The 19,649-nt window shown below is 39.4% G+C and carries 16 protein-coding genes and 1 tRNA gene; 4 read left to right on the plus strand and 13 right to left on the minus strand.

Features of this window, described 5'->3' with window-relative positions:
* Nucleotides 1-68 precede the first annotated feature (68 nt).
* The 10 genes from EWU23_RS06115 to EWU23_RS06160 form a co-directional block, all read right to left on the minus strand.
* Nucleotides 69-1,973, minus strand: coding sequence for a cytochrome c oxidase subunit I (locus EWU23_RS06115; RefSeq protein ID WP_166229869.1), 1,905 nt, complete (start codon nt 1,971-1,973; stop codon nt 69-71).
* A 29-nt stretch (nt 1,974-2,002) separates the two neighbouring features.
* Nucleotides 2,003-3,088 (minus strand): cytochrome c oxidase subunit II, encoded by a 1,086-nt coding sequence (locus tag EWU23_RS06120; RefSeq protein WP_166229871.1) that lies wholly within the window; start codon nt 3,086-3,088, stop codon nt 2,003-2,005.
* A 33-nt stretch (nt 3,089-3,121) separates the two neighbouring features.
* The gene (locus EWU23_RS06125; RefSeq protein WP_166229873.1) at nt 3,122-4,483 is read right to left on the minus strand and encodes a quinol:cytochrome C oxidoreductase; all 1,362 of its coding nucleotides are present in this window, start codon (nt 4,481-4,483) and stop codon (nt 3,122-3,124) included.
* Between the two features lie 32 nt (nt 4,484-4,515).
* Nucleotides 4,516-5,127: a c-type cytochrome gene (locus tag EWU23_RS06130; protein ID WP_166229875.1), complete on the minus strand. Its 612-nt coding sequence runs from the start codon at nt 5,125-5,127 to the stop codon at nt 4,516-4,518.
* 38 nt (nt 5,128-5,165) lie between these two features.
* Nucleotides 5,166-5,687, minus strand: a complete 522-nt coding sequence (locus EWU23_RS06135; RefSeq protein WP_166229877.1) for a DUF3341 domain-containing protein — start codon at nt 5,685-5,687, stop codon at nt 5,166-5,168.
* Nucleotides 5,688-5,715: 28 nt separating this feature from the next.
* Nucleotides 5,716-7,113, minus strand: a complete 1,398-nt coding sequence (nrfD, locus tag EWU23_RS06140; protein WP_166229879.1) for an NrfD/PsrC family molybdoenzyme membrane anchor subunit — start codon at nt 7,111-7,113, stop codon at nt 5,716-5,718.
* A gap of 32 nt (nt 7,114-7,145) precedes the next feature.
* Entirely contained in the window at nt 7,146-10,193 is a 3,048-nt protein-coding gene (locus EWU23_RS06145) for a TAT-variant-translocated molybdopterin oxidoreductase (RefSeq protein WP_166229881.1), read from the minus strand.
* Nucleotides 10,194-10,244: 51 nt separating this feature from the next.
* Nucleotides 10,245-11,447 (minus strand): c-type cytochrome, encoded by a 1,203-nt coding sequence (locus EWU23_RS06150; RefSeq protein ID WP_166229883.1) that lies wholly within the window; start codon nt 11,445-11,447, stop codon nt 10,245-10,247.
* Nucleotides 11,448-11,661: 214 nt separating this feature from the next.
* Nucleotides 11,662-11,732: transfer RNA gene (locus EWU23_RS06155), tRNA-Cys, on the minus strand.
* Nucleotides 11,733-11,932: 200 nt separating this feature from the next.
* A complete protein-coding gene (locus EWU23_RS06160; protein WP_166229886.1) occupies nt 11,933-13,183 on the minus strand; it encodes a metallophosphoesterase in 1,251 nt (416 codons plus the stop codon).
* Nucleotides 13,184-13,326: 143 nt separating this feature from the next.
* Here EWU23_RS06160 and EWU23_RS06165 point away from each other — a divergent pair, with 143 nt between their 5' ends.
* On the plus strand, nt 13,327-14,118 hold the full coding sequence (locus EWU23_RS06165; protein WP_166229888.1) for a Rossmann-fold NAD(P)-binding domain-containing protein: 792 nt from the start codon (nt 13,327-13,329) through the stop codon (nt 14,116-14,118).
* Here EWU23_RS06165 and EWU23_RS06170 read toward each other — a convergent pair.
* Complete coding sequence (locus tag EWU23_RS06170) at nt 14,115-15,308, minus strand: M20 metallopeptidase family protein (protein ID WP_166229890.1); 1,194 nt, start codon at nt 15,306-15,308, stop codon at nt 14,115-14,117. The genes EWU23_RS06165 and EWU23_RS06170 overlap by 4 nt on opposite strands.
* A 111-nt stretch (nt 15,309-15,419) precedes the next feature.
* Between EWU23_RS06170 and EWU23_RS06175 the strand changes: the two genes are divergently transcribed.
* Together EWU23_RS06175 and EWU23_RS06180 are read left to right on the plus strand one after the other, a co-directional pair.
* A complete protein-coding gene (locus EWU23_RS06175) occupies nt 15,420-15,935 on the plus strand; it encodes an HNH endonuclease (protein ID WP_166229892.1) in 516 nt (171 codons plus the stop codon).
* 2 nt (nt 15,936-15,937) lie between these two features.
* On the plus strand, nt 15,938-16,723 hold the full coding sequence (locus EWU23_RS06180) for a DUF2520 domain-containing protein (RefSeq protein WP_166229894.1): 786 nt from the start codon (nt 15,938-15,940) through the stop codon (nt 16,721-16,723).
* On the opposite strand, the gene EWU23_RS06185 is transcribed toward EWU23_RS06180, so the two are convergent.
* Nucleotides 16,716-17,201, minus strand: coding sequence for a hypothetical protein (locus EWU23_RS06185; RefSeq protein WP_166229896.1), 486 nt, complete (start codon nt 17,199-17,201; stop codon nt 16,716-16,718). The genes EWU23_RS06180 and EWU23_RS06185 overlap by 8 nt on opposite strands.
* A gap of 97 nt (nt 17,202-17,298) precedes the next feature.
* On the opposite strand from EWU23_RS06185, the gene prfA reads away from it, so the two are divergent.
* A complete protein-coding gene (prfA, locus tag EWU23_RS06190; RefSeq protein ID WP_166229898.1) occupies nt 17,299-18,369 on the plus strand; it encodes a peptide chain release factor 1 in 1,071 nt (356 codons plus the stop codon).
* A 155-nt stretch (nt 18,370-18,524) separates the two neighbouring features.
* Here the strand turns inward: prfA and EWU23_RS06195 are convergent, their stop codons facing one another.
* Nucleotides 18,525-19,553, minus strand: coding sequence for a sensor histidine kinase (locus tag EWU23_RS06195; RefSeq protein WP_166229900.1), 1,029 nt, complete (start codon nt 19,551-19,553; stop codon nt 18,525-18,527).
* Nucleotides 19,554-19,649: the final 96 nt, after the last annotated feature.

Genomic DNA, 19,649 nt, shown 5'->3' on the forward strand with positions numbered 1-19,649 from the left:
TGTGGGGAGAAAAAAAAAGATGCATCCAAATGAGAATCATTTCGATGCATCTTTTAGGTTATTGGTTTTTATCGGTTGTAACTCTCGTTCTGAGCCGCTAATAAACTTTCAATTTCCTTTTCTTTTGCAATCTCATCATTCTCTTCAGGAAGATTTGATTCTGGGGTTGCAGAGTGAGGGATATTTTGAGGGATAAAATCTGCCTCAGAACCAGGTTTGCTATAATCATATGGCCAACGGTACACAGCAGGAATTTCTCCTTCCCAGTTACCATGTCCAGGTACAATCGGTGTTGTCCACTCCAACGTATTTGATTTCCAAGGATTTTGTGTAGCACGCTTTCCTTTGAAAATGGAATAAAAGAAGTTAAAGAAGAAAATAGCTTGAGCTGAGAAAGTAATAATCGCAGCAATGGAGATGAATGCATTTAAATCAGTGAATGCGGCTTCTCCATCATTTCCTAAAGCAGTAAATGAATAGTAACGTCTTGGGAAACCTGCAATACCCGTGTAGTGCATGGGGAAGAATACGGCGTAAACTCCTACAAATGTTAACCAAAAGTGGATATATCCAGCTGTTTTGTTCATCATGCGACCAAACATCTTAGGGAACCAGTGGTAGACACCAGCCATCAAGCCAAAGAATGATGCAGCACCCATTACTAAGTGGAAGTGAGCAACGACAAAATAGGTATCATGTAAGTTAATGTCCAATGCCGAGTTTCCTAAAATGATACCCGTAACACCCCCTGAAATAAATAGAGATACAAGACCAATGGAGAATAACATCGCTGGAGTAAATATGATATTTCCTTTCCAAAGTGTCGTGATGTAGTTAAACCCTTTTACTGCTGAAGGAACAGCAATGATCAAGGTTAAGAACATAAATACCGAACCAAGGAATGGATTCATACCTGTTACGAACATGTGGTGGGCCCATACGATAAAGGCTAACACGGTAATACCCATCATGGAACCAATCATGGCACGGTAACCAAAGATAGGTTTACGTGAATTGGTTGCAATAACTTCTGAAGTCATTCCTAATGCAGGTAATAATACGATATATACCTCTGGGTGACCTAAGAACCAGAATAAGTGTTGGTACAAGATTGGGCTACCTCCCATGTTAGGAAGAGCTTGACCTTGAATATAAATTTCAGATAAGTAGAAAGATGTACCGAAGCTACGGTCAAAAATCAATAATAATGCGGCTGACAATAATACAGGGAAAGATAATAAACCTAATACCGCTGTAAAGAAGAATGACCAAATGGTCAATGGCATTTTAGTAAATGTCATACCACGCGTTCTCAAGTTAATGATGGTACAGATGTAGTTGATCCCACCCATTAATTGTGAAACAATAAACAGGGCCATACTGGTTAACCATAATGTCATACCTAATCCAGAACCTGGCATAGCTTGTGGCAATGCACTTAATGGAGGATAAATCACCCAACCACCGGAAGCTGGACCTGTTTCAATGAACAAAGATGAGAACATGATCACAGATGACAAGGCAAAGAACCAATATGATAACATATTGATAAAACCAGAAGCCATGTCACGTGCTCCGATTTGTAAGGGAATCAAGAAGTTGGAGAAAGTTCCTGAAAGACCTGCTGTCAATACAAAGAATACCATGATGGTGCCGTGCATGGTCACCAAAGCTAAGTAAAATTCTTTGTCCAATTTACCTGATTCATCAATCCACTCTCCTAAAATAGGTCTTAACCATTCTAAGCTCATATCTGGAAAACCTAATTGCAAACGGAAGATGATCGATAAAGATCCACCGATGAATGCCCATAGGATACCTGATATTAAATATTGTTTTGCAATCGTCTTATGATCTTCTGAAAAGATGTACTTACGGATAAAACCAAGTTCATGATGTTCATGCTCGTGATCATGACCATGATCGTGTCCATGAGCGTGTACTTCTTCAGTAGTTGATATGGCTGTTGACATAGGTATTATTTTTGCTAAATTCTTTCTAATTATTTGACACTAACAGCTTCTGTAGCAGTACTATCTGCTGCGATTGGCTCAGCTGGAATATATTTACTTGCTTTCGCTTTTAAATTCTCAGGGACTTTAGATAAGTACGCTGGATTCATGGTTAAGAATGGTTTTTGTTCTGATACCCATTTTTTGTAATCTGCTGGTTCATCCACAAAAACAGTGATAGCCATACCGAAGTGACCACGGCCACAAATCTCTGTACAGTTTAATTTAAAGTTGAAATCCTTCTTACCTAATTTGGCGCGCATTTCGTCTGTTGAAATAGTTGGGGTAAACCAGAATTTAGTAGGCATACCTGGTACAGCATCCATCTTAACACGTTGGAAAGGTAAATACACCGAGTGCAATACATCTTGAGCCCTGATTTTCAATAAGACGGGTACGCCTTTTGGAAGGTGTAATTCACTGGCTGTAAAATCGTCAAATGTATTTTTATCTGTAAAGTCTAAACCCAAGCTATTGGTTTCGTCAATTAACTTATAGTTGATGTTGCCCAATTGGCTATCATCGTTACCTGCATAACGTACATACCAACCAAATTGGTGACCTGTTATTTCAATGACTACAGCATTACTTGGTGCTTGAGAAGTGATGTCTCTCCAAGTTCTCCAACCCGTGAATACCAAGATAGCCATGACAATCGCTGGAATAATAGTCCAGATAATTTCAAGCTTATGGTTTACTGGGTAAAATGTAGCTTTTCTATTTTTATCATTACGATATTGGAATGCAAAAAAGAACAATAATGTGTTCGTAATGAAAAATGCAAATGTTACCACTGCCATGGAAATCCAAAACATGGAGTCAGTTTTCACTCCATGAGCTGAAGCAGCTTCCGGTAAGAAATCAGGCTTTGAATGGAGGAAAGACCACACACCAGCAATAGTTCCAAATAGCCAGAAGAGTAAAAATCCAACGGCATTGGTATTATTATGTGAATCTAGAGCAGAATCTGACTCATTTTCACCACTAAGGTTTTTGTTAAGCTTCAAACTCTTGCTGATTACAGTAATCGCTAAGATGAAGAATACAACGGATAAAAGACCAACTAGGTAATTCATATGTTTTATTTGTTAGAATCTTGCTTTTAAATATTAAATATCGTGGTGAACTGCTTCTGGTAAGAATGGGTGGTTCTTAGCTATTAATGAAGCTTTTGTTAATTCATCACTAACGATGTAAATAAACGCAGAAGCAAAAACAGTAACCATTCCAAACTCTACTAAACCGTATCCTGCATGGCCTCCTAAAACGCCCGGCATAATCATTTGGTAGAAATCAATATAGTGTCCAACGATGATAAAGAAAGCTGCGATCTTTAAGAAAATACGAGTTCTTTTGGCATCACGTGTCATTAGAACTAGGAAAGGGAAGAAGAAGTTTAAGAAAACCATCAAAATCTCTGATGTTTTATAAATCTTGTTGTGACCTTCCCAACGCTCTAAGAAATAAATAATCTCCTCAGGCATGTTAGCATAATAGATCAATAAGAATTGCTCAAACCAAACGTAGGTCCAGAAAATAGAAAAGGCAAACATCAACTTACCTAAATCATGTAAGTGATTCTCATTTACATAGGCCATATAACCTTTATCCTTTAACAATAAGATGGTTAAAGTAATAACGGCTAATCCAGTTACATGCCAAGAAGAGAACATGTACCAACCAAACATGGTTGAGAACCAGTGAGTATCAATGGACATAACCCAATCCCAAGCAAACATGGAACTAGAGGCACCAAATACAACGATAAATGCCGTTGAAATACGAACCATTTGATTAAATAAATCAGTACTACCAATTAAATCTTCTTCTAATGACTTCTTACGAAGTACAGTCCAAAGACCAATCCAAAGGGCAAAGAATCCAACTAAACGAGCAATGAAGAATGTCTTGTTCAAATAGCCTGATTTTCCTGCAATGATTTTATCATAGTTTTCATTGCCTACTTCAGTAACACCATGGTGCATCCAGTGGAAGATCGCATCTCCTTTGAAGAAGAAAACTAACAATAGGATTGGCAAGGTGATGTATAAGAATTTAGGAAATGCTTCAGGGACACGCTTCATTACTGATGACCAACCTGATTTAGTTAGGTATTGTAATGAAACAAAGAACATACCAATGATGGCTATACCAGTAAAGAATACGGCATTTAACCATACGTTAGCCCAAATACGATTCGTCCAATCATAGTGTTCTTCTGCAGCTGGTTGGTGGGATATCGCTCCGCCTGACAGGTGTTCTGAGGCAGCTTCATGACCTGCTTTTACAGCTTCATGTCCTGCATTGGCAACTTCATGGCCACCAGCCTCCCCTTTGGATAATAGATATATTCCAAGCACTAAAGCTACTACTCCGGCAATGAAAGCATAAATAACTCTTTTTTTGCCTTCAGAAGTGAATTCAAAATGCTCTTCAACGTTTGCTGGGGAAAAATGTGAGTGTCCCGCCATTTTATCTGGTATTTTAATTTTTAATAATTGAACTATTGTTTTTGCAATTCATGTACATAAAGTACAATTTTCCAACGATTGGCCGAAGTGATTTGTGAGCCATGAGGCCACATTCTACCTTTACCATGTGTAATCACGTGGTAGATATGACCATCGTTCAAGGTTTTTAATGCGTCGCTAGAATATACAGGAACCCCTTTATACATTTTAGCTACCAAACCATCTCCTTTACCTGTTTCACCGTGGCAGTGCTGGCAATATCTTTCATATTGTAATTTCCCTGCTTCGATATTTTCAGGAGTAGCAGCTAATGGGTTCTTCAAAGCTGCAGCTGAATAGGTAATGCTATCGTTTGGAATAGTTCTTGAAATCAAATCTTGATGTAAGAATTCTTTTTGTAAGGAATCACTTCCTGTGTATTTGCTTCTAGCTACCGTCCCTGCAACTGGTTGACGCATGTTCATTCCATGAGGGTTGATAGTATTGGTATCGCCATCTGTTTGAGTCATTGGCTCATAAGCAACGGAATGGTACATGTTTGGAGCAAATTCTGTTCCTGTATCATTGTGGTCGTCACTACAAGAGGACAATAAGCCTAGGGCTAAACCAGCAAATAAAACGAATTGGTATCTTGGATTCAACATTTTGTTATGCTTCTTCGTGAACAATTGTTCTTGGTTAATTATTTAACATTTACTTCAATCGCACCTGAATCTTTCAAGGCTTTCTTGATATCATCGGCACTTACTTTTTTGTTTTTGTCAACATTGATTGCCATAACAAATTTGTCGTCCGTGATTCTAATATCTAATAAATCCGGTTGATTACCAGGATATAGGTTATTGGAAATACAAAAAGTAATGACCAATCCAAATGCGGTAAACAATACGGTTCCTTCAAAAGAGACAGGAATCCAGTTGGGGAGAGCAAAGAAGTCTTTACCTCCTATGATCATAGGCCAATCAAAAACCATGGTGTAGCTAATTAATGATAAAGTACAAGCTAATCCTAATACACCAAACATGAAGGCTGCAATAGGTAAGCGTGTACGCTCATGCCCTACAGCACGATCCAATCCGTGAATCGGAAAAGGAGTGAATACGTCTTCAATTTTGATGCCTTTAGATTTTACCTCGCTAACTGCGTGTAACACCTCATCCTCATCATCGTATACACCTAAAATGTAGTTAGTTGTCGAACTCATATTGTTTTAATTTCGAATTGCTAATAAATTATTCTTCGGTTTTTTTCGTTGCTTTTTTCTTTTCAGGGAAATTGCTTGATACACCTTTCATGACCGCTTTTACCTCAGCCATATTAACTACAGGTAAATATTTAGCGAACAAGAAGAATAGTGTAAAGAATAAACCAAAAGAGAAAATGTAATCACCTATATCATACATGGTTGGAGAGAACATGGCCCAAGAAGATGGCAAGTAATCTCTATGTAAAGATGTTACGATAATCACAAAACGCTCAAACCACATACCTACGTTTACTACGATAGATAAGATGAAACTCACCATTAAATTGGTACGGATAGCTTTTGACCAGAATAATTGTGGAGAGATTACATTACATGTCATCATCATCCAATAGGCCCACCAATATGGACCAGTAGCCCGGTTAATGAAGGCGTAGCTTTCATATTCCACTCCTGAGTACCAAGCGATGAAGAATTCAGTTAAATAAGCAATACCTACTATTGAACCTGTTACCGTGATAACGATATTCATCATTTCAATATGCTCAATCGTAATATAATCTTCTAATTTGAATACCACACGTGTGATTAACAATAACGTTTGTACCATGGCAAATCCCGAGAAAATCGCACCTGCCACGAAATATGGAGGGAAGATCGTGGTATGCCACCCAGGAATAACTGATGTAGCAAAGTCCATGGATACAATGGTGTGAACCGAAAGTACTAGGGGAGTAGAGATACCTGCCAAAATCAAGGACATGTATTCATAACGCGCCCAAGTCTTGGATGAACCAGTCCAACCTAAGCTGAACAAACCATACCAAAACTTACGTCCTTTGGTCGTAGCACGGTCACGGATAGATGCCAAGTCAGGCACTAAACCCATATACCAGAATAATAAGGAAACGGATAGATAGGTCGAGATCGCAAATACGTCCCAAACCAAGGGTGAGTTGAAGTTAACCCAAAGAGAACCGAAGGCATTTGGTAAAGGTAAAGCCCAATGAGCTAACCACGGACGACCCATGTGAGCCAGGATGAAGGATGCAGCGCAAAGTACCGCAAAAATGGTCATTGCTTCAGCTGAACGGTTAATAGAGGTTCTCCATTTTTGACGGAATAATAACAATACGGCAGAAATCAATGTACCGGCGTGACCAATACCTACCCACCATACGAAGTTGGTAATATCCCATGCCCAACCTACTGTTTTATTTAAACCCCAAACACCAATACCTTGCCACCAGGTATAGAATAGGCAGTAAGCTCCATAGATAAATACAATAGAGGATATACCGAAGGCCCATTTCCACTCTTTGGTGGGTTCCCCTTCTACCTGCTTGCAAATATCGTGGGTAACATCGGAATAAGATTTGCCACCAGTAACTAGTTTCTCTCTTATGGGTGATACAACGTGCGACATATTTTTATTTACTTTTTAATACGATTGATTAATTATGCTTCTTTTTTAACGTCCTTGTTACGAACCTTCATTAAGTAAGAGATGTTTGGCTTCACGTTAATCTCTTCGATTACTCCGTAAGCTCTTCCTTCTTTCTCAATAGCTAATAATTTAGAAATTTCAGAAGCAGGATCGTTCATGTCACCAAAGGTAATGGCATTGGTTGGACAAGATTGAGCACAAGCAACCTGGATCTCTCCATCGACTGGTCTTCTTTTTTCTTTCTTTGCTGTCAACTTGCCTTCTTGAATACGTTGAACGCACATGGAACATTTTTCCATAACCCCACGTGAACGAACCGTTACGTCTGGGTTAATCACCATACGACCTAAGTCATTGTTGAAGTGGAAATCATATTCATCAGTTTGGTAGTAACGGAACCAGTTGAAACGACGAACTTTATATGGACAGTTGTTAGCACAGTAACGAGTACCAATACAACGGTTATAAGTCATTTGGTTTAGACCCTCTGTTGAGTGAGTCGTAGCTAATACCGGACAAACAGTCTCGCAAGGAGCATTGTTACAGTGTTGGCAAAGCATTGGTTGAAATACCACTTCAGGATTGTCTGATGCTACTTCTAATCCTTTCAAATCTTCTACTTCAGCATCAGAAGAATAATAACGGTCAATACGCATCCAGTGCATTTCACGACGGTTAATTACTTCTTGGCGACCAACTACGGGTACGTTGTTTTCGGCTGAACAAGAAACCACACATGCCGAACATCCTGTACACGTATTTAAGTCAATCACCATACCCCAAGCGTGGTTGTTGTATTGGTGACCATTCCAAAGCGTTAAATCAGTTGCATTTTTCTTGCCTTCTGATGTTGCTACAGTTGGGTTGAAACGACCTGATTGAGGATTCTTAACAAATTCTCCTAAAACAGTTTCTTGAACAACTGCCTGACGCGCCATCACTGTGTGGTGAGTTTGCGTTTGTGCAATGTCTTTGGTCTCTCCTGTTGGACTTACTGATACTCCTTGTGTACAAGTACCTACGCAAGCGCCATTGATTTCTGAAATAAATGGATAGGCATTAACACCTACACCATCAGCTGATTTTCCTGCTTTCGTTCTACCGTATCCAATCGCGATAGCCACCGTATCTTGTGCCTGACCTGGTTGAACTAAAACCGGTAATGTAGCTTCATATCCTTTCGCCGTAACCTTAACTAAATCTCCTTGTTTCAAGTTTAATTTAGTAGCCGTTGGCTGCGAAATAGATGCGTAATTATCCCAGCATGCCTTAGACACTGGCTCAGGGAATTCTTGCAACCAAGGGTTGTTTGCTTGTGAACCTGTACCTAAACCTACTTTTTCGTAAACTGAAATTTCTAATCCTGTAGCATTAGCTGAATAAACTTTCGAAATGGCCGCTGCTGCTGCATTAGCATCTACGGATGGCACAGCACTAGAAACACTTACTGCATTTGGTTGGAATACACCATCGTGCAATGCATTTTTCCATTGTACAGCACCTGATTTCAAGATATTGGATTCCCAATTACGCTCTAAATATCCTGCATAATCCCCATTCAAACCTGCCCAAGTTAATAAACTTGATTGTGCTTGACGAGTCTTGAAAATTGTCGAGATAGTAGGCTGGGTTAATGAGTAGAAACCTGTTTTAGGCTCTGCATCATTCCAAGATTCTAAATAATGTGAATCAGGAGCAATGAACTGACACAATGAAGCTGTTTCATCAGCACGTTCGTTGGTCGCTAAGCTAACTTCAACCTTTGGTAAAGCAGCTGCTAAAGCTGTACCCATTGGGTGATTATATACAGGGTTGGCATTGTAGAAAATAACAGCAGCAATTTTACCAGCTCCTGCTTCTTTAATGAAATTAGCCATAGCCATATCATTACCTTGACGGTAATTCACGGCTACTCCTGTGTTGATGGTAGTACCATAAGCGCCAACTAAGGCATTGATAGCAACCACTACTTTCTGAACTTCTGGGTCATTAGAACCAGCTACTACAATAGATGCTCCTTTAGAAGCAACTAAATCTTTCGCTGCTTTATCTAAGTGATCTAATTTAACCGATGCTCCAGCTAATGCAGCTGATCCAGTCAATTTAGCAACCGCATTGTATAAACTGATAATGACTAAACCTTCTTGAGATGGCTTGTAAGCAGAACGGTAGTCGGCATTAGCGCCTGTATTCGATAAGATGGTCTCGAACTGATAATGACGAGACATTTCTTTTTTACCGTCTTTGGCAGAACCTACACGACGAGTTTCAGCCCATTGTGCTGCAAACTCGGTAGGAGCTACCCATGTTCCTAAGAAATCGGCACCTACAGAAACAATCGTTTTTGCTTTGCTGAAATCAATACTAGGTAAGATGCCACCATGTGCTTGTGTTAAACCATAAGCTGGGTTTGCATCATACACCACATGTTGTGTTGTTGGATATTTTGCTGTGAATTCAGCAATTACCTTTTTCGTGCTTGGAGAAAGAATGGTATTGGATACAATTCTGATTTGTCCTCCTTTAGCTGCTACTGCCGCTAATTTAGCCGTGAATTCTTTATCTAATTGAGCCCAATCAGCAGCTTTAGCGCCAATTTGTGGACCTTTTAATTTCTCGTTATCATAAAGACTCAATACGGAAGCATGTGCTCTACCAGAAAGAACCCCTTTAGAAACAGCCGAAAGTTTATTTCCTTCAATTTTGATAGGACGACCTTCTCTTGTTTTAACTAAGATAGAAGCGTATTCTCCTCCATCTGTATACGTTGAAGCATACCAGTTAGCAATGGTAGGTTCTACATCTACTGGTTTGTTCAAGTAAGGAATGGTTTTCTTTACTGGAGCCTCGCATGCAGCTAATGAAACGGCTGCAACACCGAATCCCAACATTTTGAGAAAATCACGACGATGTGTTCCAGAACCATCCACTAGGGCTTCCCCTTTAGAATCGTTCTCCGATGGCATATTGCCAAATTCGTTGTGGATATTTTTTACAAACGATGGTTCATTGGTTAACTCCTCAATCCCTTTCCAATACCTCTTGTTCGAATTTTCCATATAATCTTTCTTATTCAGACTAAAATTGAATCTTTTATGACGCGTATACTATTAATAGTGGCACTTAGAACATTCTAAACCGCCAATGTTTTGTACTTTAAGGGGTGTCTTGCTATCCTTATTGTGAACTTCAACCAAACGATCGTAATAGGCATTTCCTTTTGCGCTAACGTCGGTATTACGGTGACAATCAATGCACCATCCCATAGTTAAAGAGGAACGTTGTTCAACTACTTCCATTTTCTCAATATCTCCGTGGCAGTTCTTACATTCCAAATTACCCACATTGGTATGTTGTGAGTGATTGAAATAAGCTAAGTCAGGAAGGTTATGTACACGAACCCATTGAATAGGCTCGTCATTCTCTAGTGCTTGGTAAATTTTTTGAATTTCTGGAGACTCTCTTTTGATGGCATTGTGGCAATTCATACAAATATTGGCTGAAGGGACGTTAGCGCCTTTTCCTTCATAAACCCCTGTATGGCAGTAGTTACAGTTAATTTGATACTGACCTGCGTGTAATTTGTGAGAGAATTTAATCGGTTGCTCTGGAGCATATCCTTGATGGATACCTACACCGTAGGCCGCATCAATGGTTGCTTTACCACCTAATAATAAAGCGAAAATGATGATACCTGTTTTAACAGCTGAATTAGCCGCTAATTTCTTCGCGTTTTCAGCAATTCTTTTCATCAAAGGAGCTTCTGAATCAGCCTCTCCACCGCTTAATTTGCTTAAAGTGCTAACTATAGATAGTAAAGCGATCAATACAAAAACCATGATTACCAATAATCCAACCAATAATATTTCCATCATTCCGCCTGAACTAGCAGCAGCTGGCGCAGCAGCACCGGCTGGAACAGCACCGGCGGCCGGAGCGGCTGGAGCAGCGTTAGACGCATCTATATAAGCGACAATGCTCTTGATTTGACCTTCAGAGATGTTAGGATATGGTGTCATAGCCACCTTATTGAACTTGTTGTAAAGTTCGTTGGCATATTTGTCACCAGAGGCAATAACCGCTTGAGGGTTATGTACCCATTTAACGATCCATTCTATGGGTCTGCGTTCCCCAATACCTTTCAATCCTGGTCCTACAAGCACTTCATCCGTGCTACTGTGACAAGCAGCACAGTTGTTTTTAAACAATGTTTCCCCCTCTGCAGCGTCTTGCGCTAAAGTCGCATATACTGATGCAAACAAAAACAGAAATGAGAAAAGGAACTTAACGAGCGTAAAATTTTTGCGATTCATGTTTGAAAATCTCCTATTTATTCAGTCCGCAAAACTACAATTCGAATTTTTAGGAAACAATTTATTTGCCATTCAATTTCAGTAATTTTTAAGCTTTACCCTTCTATTTAGACTTTTTCAAAATAAGCCAATCTTGAAATTTAAATATTTTAATAATAAATTGTATATAATCGATTTCGCATAAAAAAACCTCCCAATCTGGGAGGTTTTTGGGAGGTTTCGAGCGGATTCGAACCGCTGTAGAAGGTTTTGCAGACCTCTGCCTAGCCACTCGGCCACGAAACCATCGTTTTGGGGACACAAAATTAGGTCATTTTTGTTAAAAAGCCAAGTGTTTTTTATTTGTTAAGGCTATAGAATCGGATAAAAAATTGTTTTTAAGCCAAAACCAGTCCTTTAACCTTAGGTTTTAAGGTAATGAACGCCTATCTCGCCAAGCATTTATCTTACATAGATTCCTCCCTTTGTTGGGATGAATTAGTCGATTACCCTCTTGTTAAAGTAAACACCGATATTTCAGGTGGCATGCCTACGCGTCCCGGATATCCTATATATCCAAAACCACGGTTAACATATAATTGTTGTTTTCCTTCTTGATACAAACCTGCCCATTGTTTATACACATATTGGGCTGGAGACCATTTGAAATCACCCACTTTGACACCAAACTGCGTACCATGTGTATGTCCAGCAAAAGCTACGTCAATGTCATGGTATTTTGTTGTCACCTCAGCATTCCAATGCGTAGGATCATGAGAAAGTAATAGTTTGGTGCTAGCCTCCTCTGTACCTTGATATGCTTTGGCTAAATTTCCATACCATGGAAAACGCCCCACACCTATGTTCTGTACACCAATTAAAGCCAATTTCTCACCTGACTCTTCGATGATTTTATTTTCATCCATCATGAGATTCCAGCCCATTAATTCATGTGCTTTCATCAAATCTTGAAGATTTTGTTTCTTAGCCTGCGGCGTTTTCCACCTCACATAATCTCCATAATCATGGTTCCCTAATGTGCTGTAAACGCCCATTGGGGCATGTAACTTGGAAAACATTTGGAAATAATCCTCCACTTCTGTAGCCTCATTGTTCACTAAATCACCTGTAAAAAAGAGCAAGTCAGCTTTTTCTTTCATCACCATATCAACTCCACCTTGTACCGCTCTTTTATTGTAAAAACTACCAGAATGTATATCAGAAAGCTGCGCAATGCGCAGACCATCAAATGCTTTGGGTAGGTTGGGGATTTTTAAGCTAATCTTTTCAACTCGGTAATCATGTGCTCCAGAAAGTATTCCAAAAGTAAAGGTGGCAGCTGGCACAGCACCTACCACTAAGGCTGTTTTGGATAAAAACTCACTTCGGCTAATTTGACCTGGCGCAGGTTCTCCCGGAATGATATCCAAGTTTTTGTTGACAAAGGCCCAACGAATAATACGGGTAATATCTTCAATGAATAAAAAGATAACAACAAACAATTTGGAAACGACCGTAATCATGACACTTGCCATGAAGAAGGTCCGGATTGTTTTGTTCCAATATGTCAATGGAAGAAAATTATATCCTACAATCCCTAAAATGATACTGGCGGAAATGCTCCAATACACCCATCGAATGATTTGCTGAGTGGATTGGCTCTGTTGTTGGAAGCCTGTTTTGAATGCTTGCCATACGTAATAGTCGATGGCAAGAATGACCAAACTCATGATGGGGATAAATAGTAATTTATTCATGGCTTACTTTAGAATGGCAAATAGCGGTAATCCCGGGAAATATCAAAAATAAAATGGATAAACGGTGTTTATCCCATGATAATCCTCGCTAATTTGCTGTCTTTAACGGCTAACAGGGGTGTTTTGTTCCCTCATAATCATATATGTTTGATATTTCTATTCTTGGAGGAGGTTGGATTGGTGTCCCTTTGGCAGAAAAATTAGCTTCATTGGGCTATTCTGTACAAATTAGTCAGTCTTCTCAAACTAAAACAATACAGAACCCTGCCATTAAATTAATCCAGTGGAGGGCGGAAGCCAATTTGCCCGAGCAAGCTTGGGAAACGATATTGAATGCAAAGACGATTATCTGGACCATTCCTCCTCGTCGAAAAGAAAATGGCGACCATTTTTACTTAGAAGTGCTAAGGGATTTCGTTCGCTTGATTAACGAAAGAACTTATCAACAAGTGATTTTTCTTTCTTCCACCTCAATATACCAAGCTGAAAATAAGCTAGTGAATGAAGAATCTGCTTTAGAAAATAATTTAATGAGTCAGGCGGAGGGTATCCTACAGGAGATTCAAAGTCCGCTGCTCATCTTAAGGTTGGGTGGATTAATGGGAGGAGAGCGCTATGTAGCTAAGTATTATGCAGGAAAACGAGTTCCCGCAGCCAACCATCCTGTTAATTATGTGCATCGGGCTGACGTGCTTGAAATAATCAGTCAAAGCACAAAAAATCTACTTAAAGGTATATATAATGTAGTAGCTCCTAAGCATCCCATTAAATCAGAATTAGTCAAATCGGAATGTCATCGACGAAGTTTGGATTCACCTGTGGAATACCTCGAAGATCAGGAAGCTATTAAATGGGTCAGTTCGGATAAACTAATCCAGGCATTGAATTATACTTTCCAATATCCGGACCCATTAGAATTTCCTATCGAAAATTAAGCGAGGCTTAACTCTTGAATGGCCAACCAAGCCATTAAGCCAGGCCCCACATGAAGCGCTTTTTCATCAATATTGAAGTTAGGCGTATGAACACCATTGACAATTCCTTTGTCATCGTTTCTTGTCCCTAGTCGATAAAAACAGGCATCTACATGGTGCGTATAAAAGGCAAAATCTTCTGCCGCCATCCAAATATCTAAGTCAATCACATTGTCGGCTCCCATGTATTCAATGGCAGCTTCTTTCATCCGGCGGGTCAATTCGGGATTGTTTTTTAGAAATGGGTAACCTTTTAAAACGAAAAAATCACAGGAACCTCCCATGGATTCAGCGATTCCTTCAGCAAGCTTTTTCATCTTAGCCAATCCATCTGCTCTCCATTCTTCGTCCATAGCACGGAAAGTACCTTCAATCTTCACTTCATTGGGAATGACATTGGTTGCTCCTTCCGCAATGAATTTACCAAAGCTCAGTACCGAAGGAAGTCTTGGATTCTTATTCCTTGAAATAATTTGTTGCATCGCAATGATGATATGGGAAGCAATCACAATGGGATCTATGCACTGGTCAGGCATGGCACCATGCCCTCCTTTACCTTTTACTGTTAAATACAATTCATCTGCACTGGCCATGTACATCCCTTCTCTAAACCCTACTTTTCCTACGGGGATGTTGGTGGCTACGTGTTGACCTAAAATGCCTGCTGGACTTGGATTATGTAAAGCACCTTCTTGAATCATGATGCTGGCACCGCCAGGAGCTTTTTCTTCTGCTGGTTGGAAGAGTAATTTGATGGTTCCCTCAAACTCCTCTTTGACAGATTGCAGGATACGAGCTGTTCCTAGTAAAGAAGAAGTATGGACATCATGTCCACAAGCATGCATCACACCCGGGTTTTGGGATTTATAAGGGATGTCATTGGTTTCTTGGATGGGCAATGCATCCATGTCAGCCCGTAACGCAATTACTTTTTTAGCTGGGTTTTTACCTTCAATGATGGCGATTACTCCGGTATTGGCTATACGCTGAGTCGGGATTCCTAGTTCGTGTAATTGTTTCTCCACATAGACCTGAGTCTCGAATTCGTGAAAGGAGAGTTCGGGGTGGGAATGCAAATGGCGGCGGGTAGCAATATTTGCATTGGCCTGTTGCTCAGCTAGTTCCTGTATCTTTTTAAGAAGGCTCGACATAATAAAAATTAATTTTTTACAAATCTACAAAATATTGCTTCAAAGAGTTTTTTTCTTAACTTTAAAGACAAGGGATGTGTAGGAGAGTATTCACCTTTAATCTTTTGTCCTATGAGTCGGAAAGTGTTAGTTTTAAACCAAGATTATAGTGCATTAACCATTTGTTCCATGCCAAAGGCCTTTCTGTTGGTCTACCTCAATAAGGCGGAATTGGTGGCAGAGTCGACCACCGAAAAACTTCATTCTATTTCTCAAACTTTCCCATTCCCTTCGGTGATTCGATTGAACCGATACGTTTATTTCCCCTATAAGGGAGTGATGTTAAGTAGGCAAAATATTTTTAAGCGGGATGATAATATGTGCCAATATTGTGGATCAAAGGATCATTTAACGCTAGATCATGTGATGCCTAAATCTCGACAAGGCCGGACTTCCTGGGATAATTTAATTACGGCTTGTAAATATTGTAATTCAAAAAAAGGAGATCATACGCCAGAAGAAGTAGGGATGACATTGAAGCGGCGACCATTTAAACCATCCTTTGTTATGTTTTTGCGTAATTTTTCGGGAATTTTGGATCAACAATGGATTCCATTTGTCGGATCTAAAATGGAACAAATCGTTTAAACATGAATATTTCTTTTATTGGTTCTGGTCATGTGGCCTGGCATTTATCTCAGGCGCTTGAAAACGCAGGTCATAGTGTTCAAGAAGTTTTTAGTAGAGACCCAGCTAAAGCCAAAGATTTAGTGAGTTATTTATACAATGCCAAAGTGCAGGAGCATTTGGATTTTTCTGAATCTAAATCCACTGTATTCTTTTTCTGTGTGCCAGATATTGCCTATCCTTCTGTTTTGAAGGAATTAATTCTTCCTAAATATGCAACACTTTTATTGGTATCAGGAACGGTCTTGCTGGCTGAAGCCTCCATTTGGTATGACCCAGCTAGAGAAAGTACCAATCAAATAGCCATATTTTTTCCCGTGCAACATTTACAAAGTGGAAGAAAAATCAATTTAGGCCATATGCCCATTTGTCTAGAAGTGATGGTGGAGGAGACAGAGCAAGTACTAGTTCAATTGGCACGAGATATTACCGATGCCATGTATTTAGTGAATGGGGAAGAACGGAAAAAGATTTACTTATCCATGCTTTTGGCAGGGATTTTTACCCAGCAGCTTTGGGCAGAAGCGAGTCGTTTATTGCATTCCATAGAGCTGGATACTTCCTTGCTTCAGGGTTTGATTCAAAACTATGTTCAGTCTTATTTCAAGAATTTACCAGTTTCCAATCAAATTGAAGCCAATGCTTTACAGGATGGGCGTTTGATGTTTGAGCAACAAGGCTTCTTGTCCAGTGTGGAACTGCAAGAGGTTTATCGAAATATGGTCCAACAGATATTAAAGACTACTTAATTAAAGGTTTATCAATGTTAAGGACTATTTGAGATTTGCTGAATCCCAATAGTATAACATCTTGTTTTTTGTCGATAAAAATATAGAATAAGCTATCTCCGACTGTGTTTTTCTGGATACTCGGCGGTATTTCTTGATGCAAGGATAGACTATAATCTAAGGCATCCAAGACCTCTTGAATCTTTTTATCCTTATTTTGTTGTTTCAGGGCTAAAGCTTTTCCCGACTGAATTTGAATCTGAAATTGCTTGGAGATGCTGTCTAGGCTCAATTTGTTCGAAGGGTTTTCAATCATTTCTTGGATTTCTTGCCCCCAGGTATCGGCCTTATTGGTAATGTCCTGTGGAAGAATTCTCTTCACTTGTCGGTTTTTCATTTCCTTCACCGCTGCGCTTGTATCAATACGTTTGGAGAAATCACAAGAGTGAAGAGAAAGGATGCTTGAAACTAGGCAAGTTAAAATGAGCGATTTTTTCATGGGATTGATTTGATGTGCAAAGGTATTCCATCCAAGCAGAAAGGGCAATGAATTTAATTGTTATCTTTGCGGGGAATTTTAAAAATATTATACGAGTATGTTGGAGCAGCTGGAGGCTATTAGGGAAAGATTTTTAGAGGTAGAGCAACAAATTGCCATGCCTGAAATCGTTTCTGATTTAAAGAAATTCAAAACTTTAAGTAAAGAATACAAGGATTTACAGAAGATTGTAGATCAATATATGGCTTATCAAAATTTATTAAAATCCATTGAAGAAGCAAAAGACGTTATTGCTACGGAAAAGGATGAGGATTTTAGAGATATGGCCAAGGCGGAATTGGAGACTTTAGTTCCACAAGAAAAGGAAATGCAAGAGGAGTTGAAGGAAATGTTAATTCCTAAAGATCCGAATGATTCTAAAGACTGTATTTTAGAAATTCGTGGTGGAACTGGCGGGGATGAGGCTTCTATTTTTGCAGGGGATTTGTTCCGCATGTATCAGCGTTATGCTGAGAAGATGGGTTGGGCTTTTCAAATTATGGATTTTACGGAAGGAACAGCTGGAGGGTTTAAAGAGATTATCGTTTCCGTTCAAGGAGAGGATGTATATGCCAAATTAAAGTTTGAATCAGGGGTTCATCGCGTTCAGCGTGTTCCAGCTACAGAATCTGCTGGAAGAATTCACACCTCGGCTGCCACAGTGGCGGTGATGCCAGAAGCAGATGAAGTGGATGTTCAGATTAATATGAATGATATTCGTAAAGATACATTCTGTTCTTCGGGTGCTGGTGGGCAATCCGTAAATACGACCTATTCTGCGGTGCGCGTTACGCACATACCTTCGGGTTTGGTGGTACAATGTCAAGATGAAAGATCGCAAATTAAGAACTTCGACAAGGCCATGACGGTTTTACGTTCTAGGTTATATGAGATTGAGCTAGAGAAAAGAAATGCCGAGATAGCTGGAAACAGAAAATCGATGGTCGGGTCGGGAGACCGATCAGATAAAATCAGAACCTACAATTATCCACAGGGTCGAGTAACGGATCACCGTATTGGTTTAACAGTGTATAATTTACCTGTAGTCATGGATGGTGAAATAGCTGAATTTATTGAGCAATTGCGTATTGCTGAAAATGCCGAACGCTTGAAAGAAGGCTCAATGTAAAAGCAATGAATAGTTAAAGAGAAACAGCCCTAGGTGAGAACTTAGGGCTGTTTTTTTTATCAAGTAACTGATTGAAAAATAGAAACAAAAGGGGAGAAAAAATTGTTAAACCGCCAACGCTGTCAAGGTTTTAAACCTTGACAGCGTTAAGATTTTTAGGCCTTTTCTAATTTAAATTGAAAGGATGTCCCTTTATCTATTTTGGAGAATACCGCAATCTTACTATTATGCGCTTGAATGATGTGTTTGACAATAGATAGCCCCAAGCCTGATCCCCCACTCATTTTAGCCCTGCTTTTATCTACCCGATAGAATCGTTCAAATAAACGGGGTAGATGTTCTGCCGGCACCCCAGGTCCATTATCTTTGACCATTATTAAAAATGCTTTTTTCTTCTCTTCTAAATGGACCGTTACCTTGCCATCTTGGTGGCCATATTTAATACCATTGTCAATTAAATTCACCAACACTTGACTAATTCGCTGATAGTCAGCCTTAACTAACACTGGTCCGTTGTGGCCAATCAATTTTAATTCGATGTTTTTAGCTTTGGCTTTGGCCTCTAATTGTTCAAAGATCTCAATAACCAAAGGCTTTAAATCGAGGGCTTTTTTGTCAATTTTGATGGCCCCCGTTTCAATTTGTGAAACAGTCAATAAATCTTTTACCAGGATATCGAGGCCATCTAAGCTTTTAGCGGCTTTTTCTAAAAATCGTTTTCTAATTTCTGGGTCTTCTTCTGGATTATCAAGTAGTGTATGAACAAAACCTTGTGCCGCAAAAATCGGTGTTTTTAATTCATGAGAAACATCCGCTAAAAATTCTTGACGGTATTTGGCTGCCTTCTTCAATTCCTTAACTTCATCTTCTTTGGTTGTCACATAGGAGTTCAATTCTTCCTTTAACAACTCGATGGGGTTTTCTTTTTCGATTAATTGTTTGCGCGGAATGACAGAAAAATTCTTCTTTTTAATTTGTTTGATGCGGTCATATAATTTATTGACTTCCTTAAAGACCAGGTTGTCTAAGGCAAAATAAATGACAGCACTGCCAAAGATAAAGGAGCTAATGAAACTGATAAAAAGAATGGTGAAATCCGTGTTGGGTAAAAAGGAAAGGAAAGAGGTACAAACCCCAGCAATAACAAAGGCCAATAACAGAGAAAGGTATCTAGGGCTCAACATGCTGTTTTTTTTGTTTTCAAGTTACAATTTATATTTCTTTTGGGGAATCATGCGCCCAATTGTTTTAGTATAATCAGGTTTTACTCACATTTTTGT

It is taken from the genome of Aquirufa beregesia (assembly GCF_011090385.1).
In the GTDB taxonomy this organism is placed as follows: Bacteria; Bacteroidota; Bacteroidia; order Cytophagales; family Spirosomataceae; genus Aquirufa; species Aquirufa beregesia.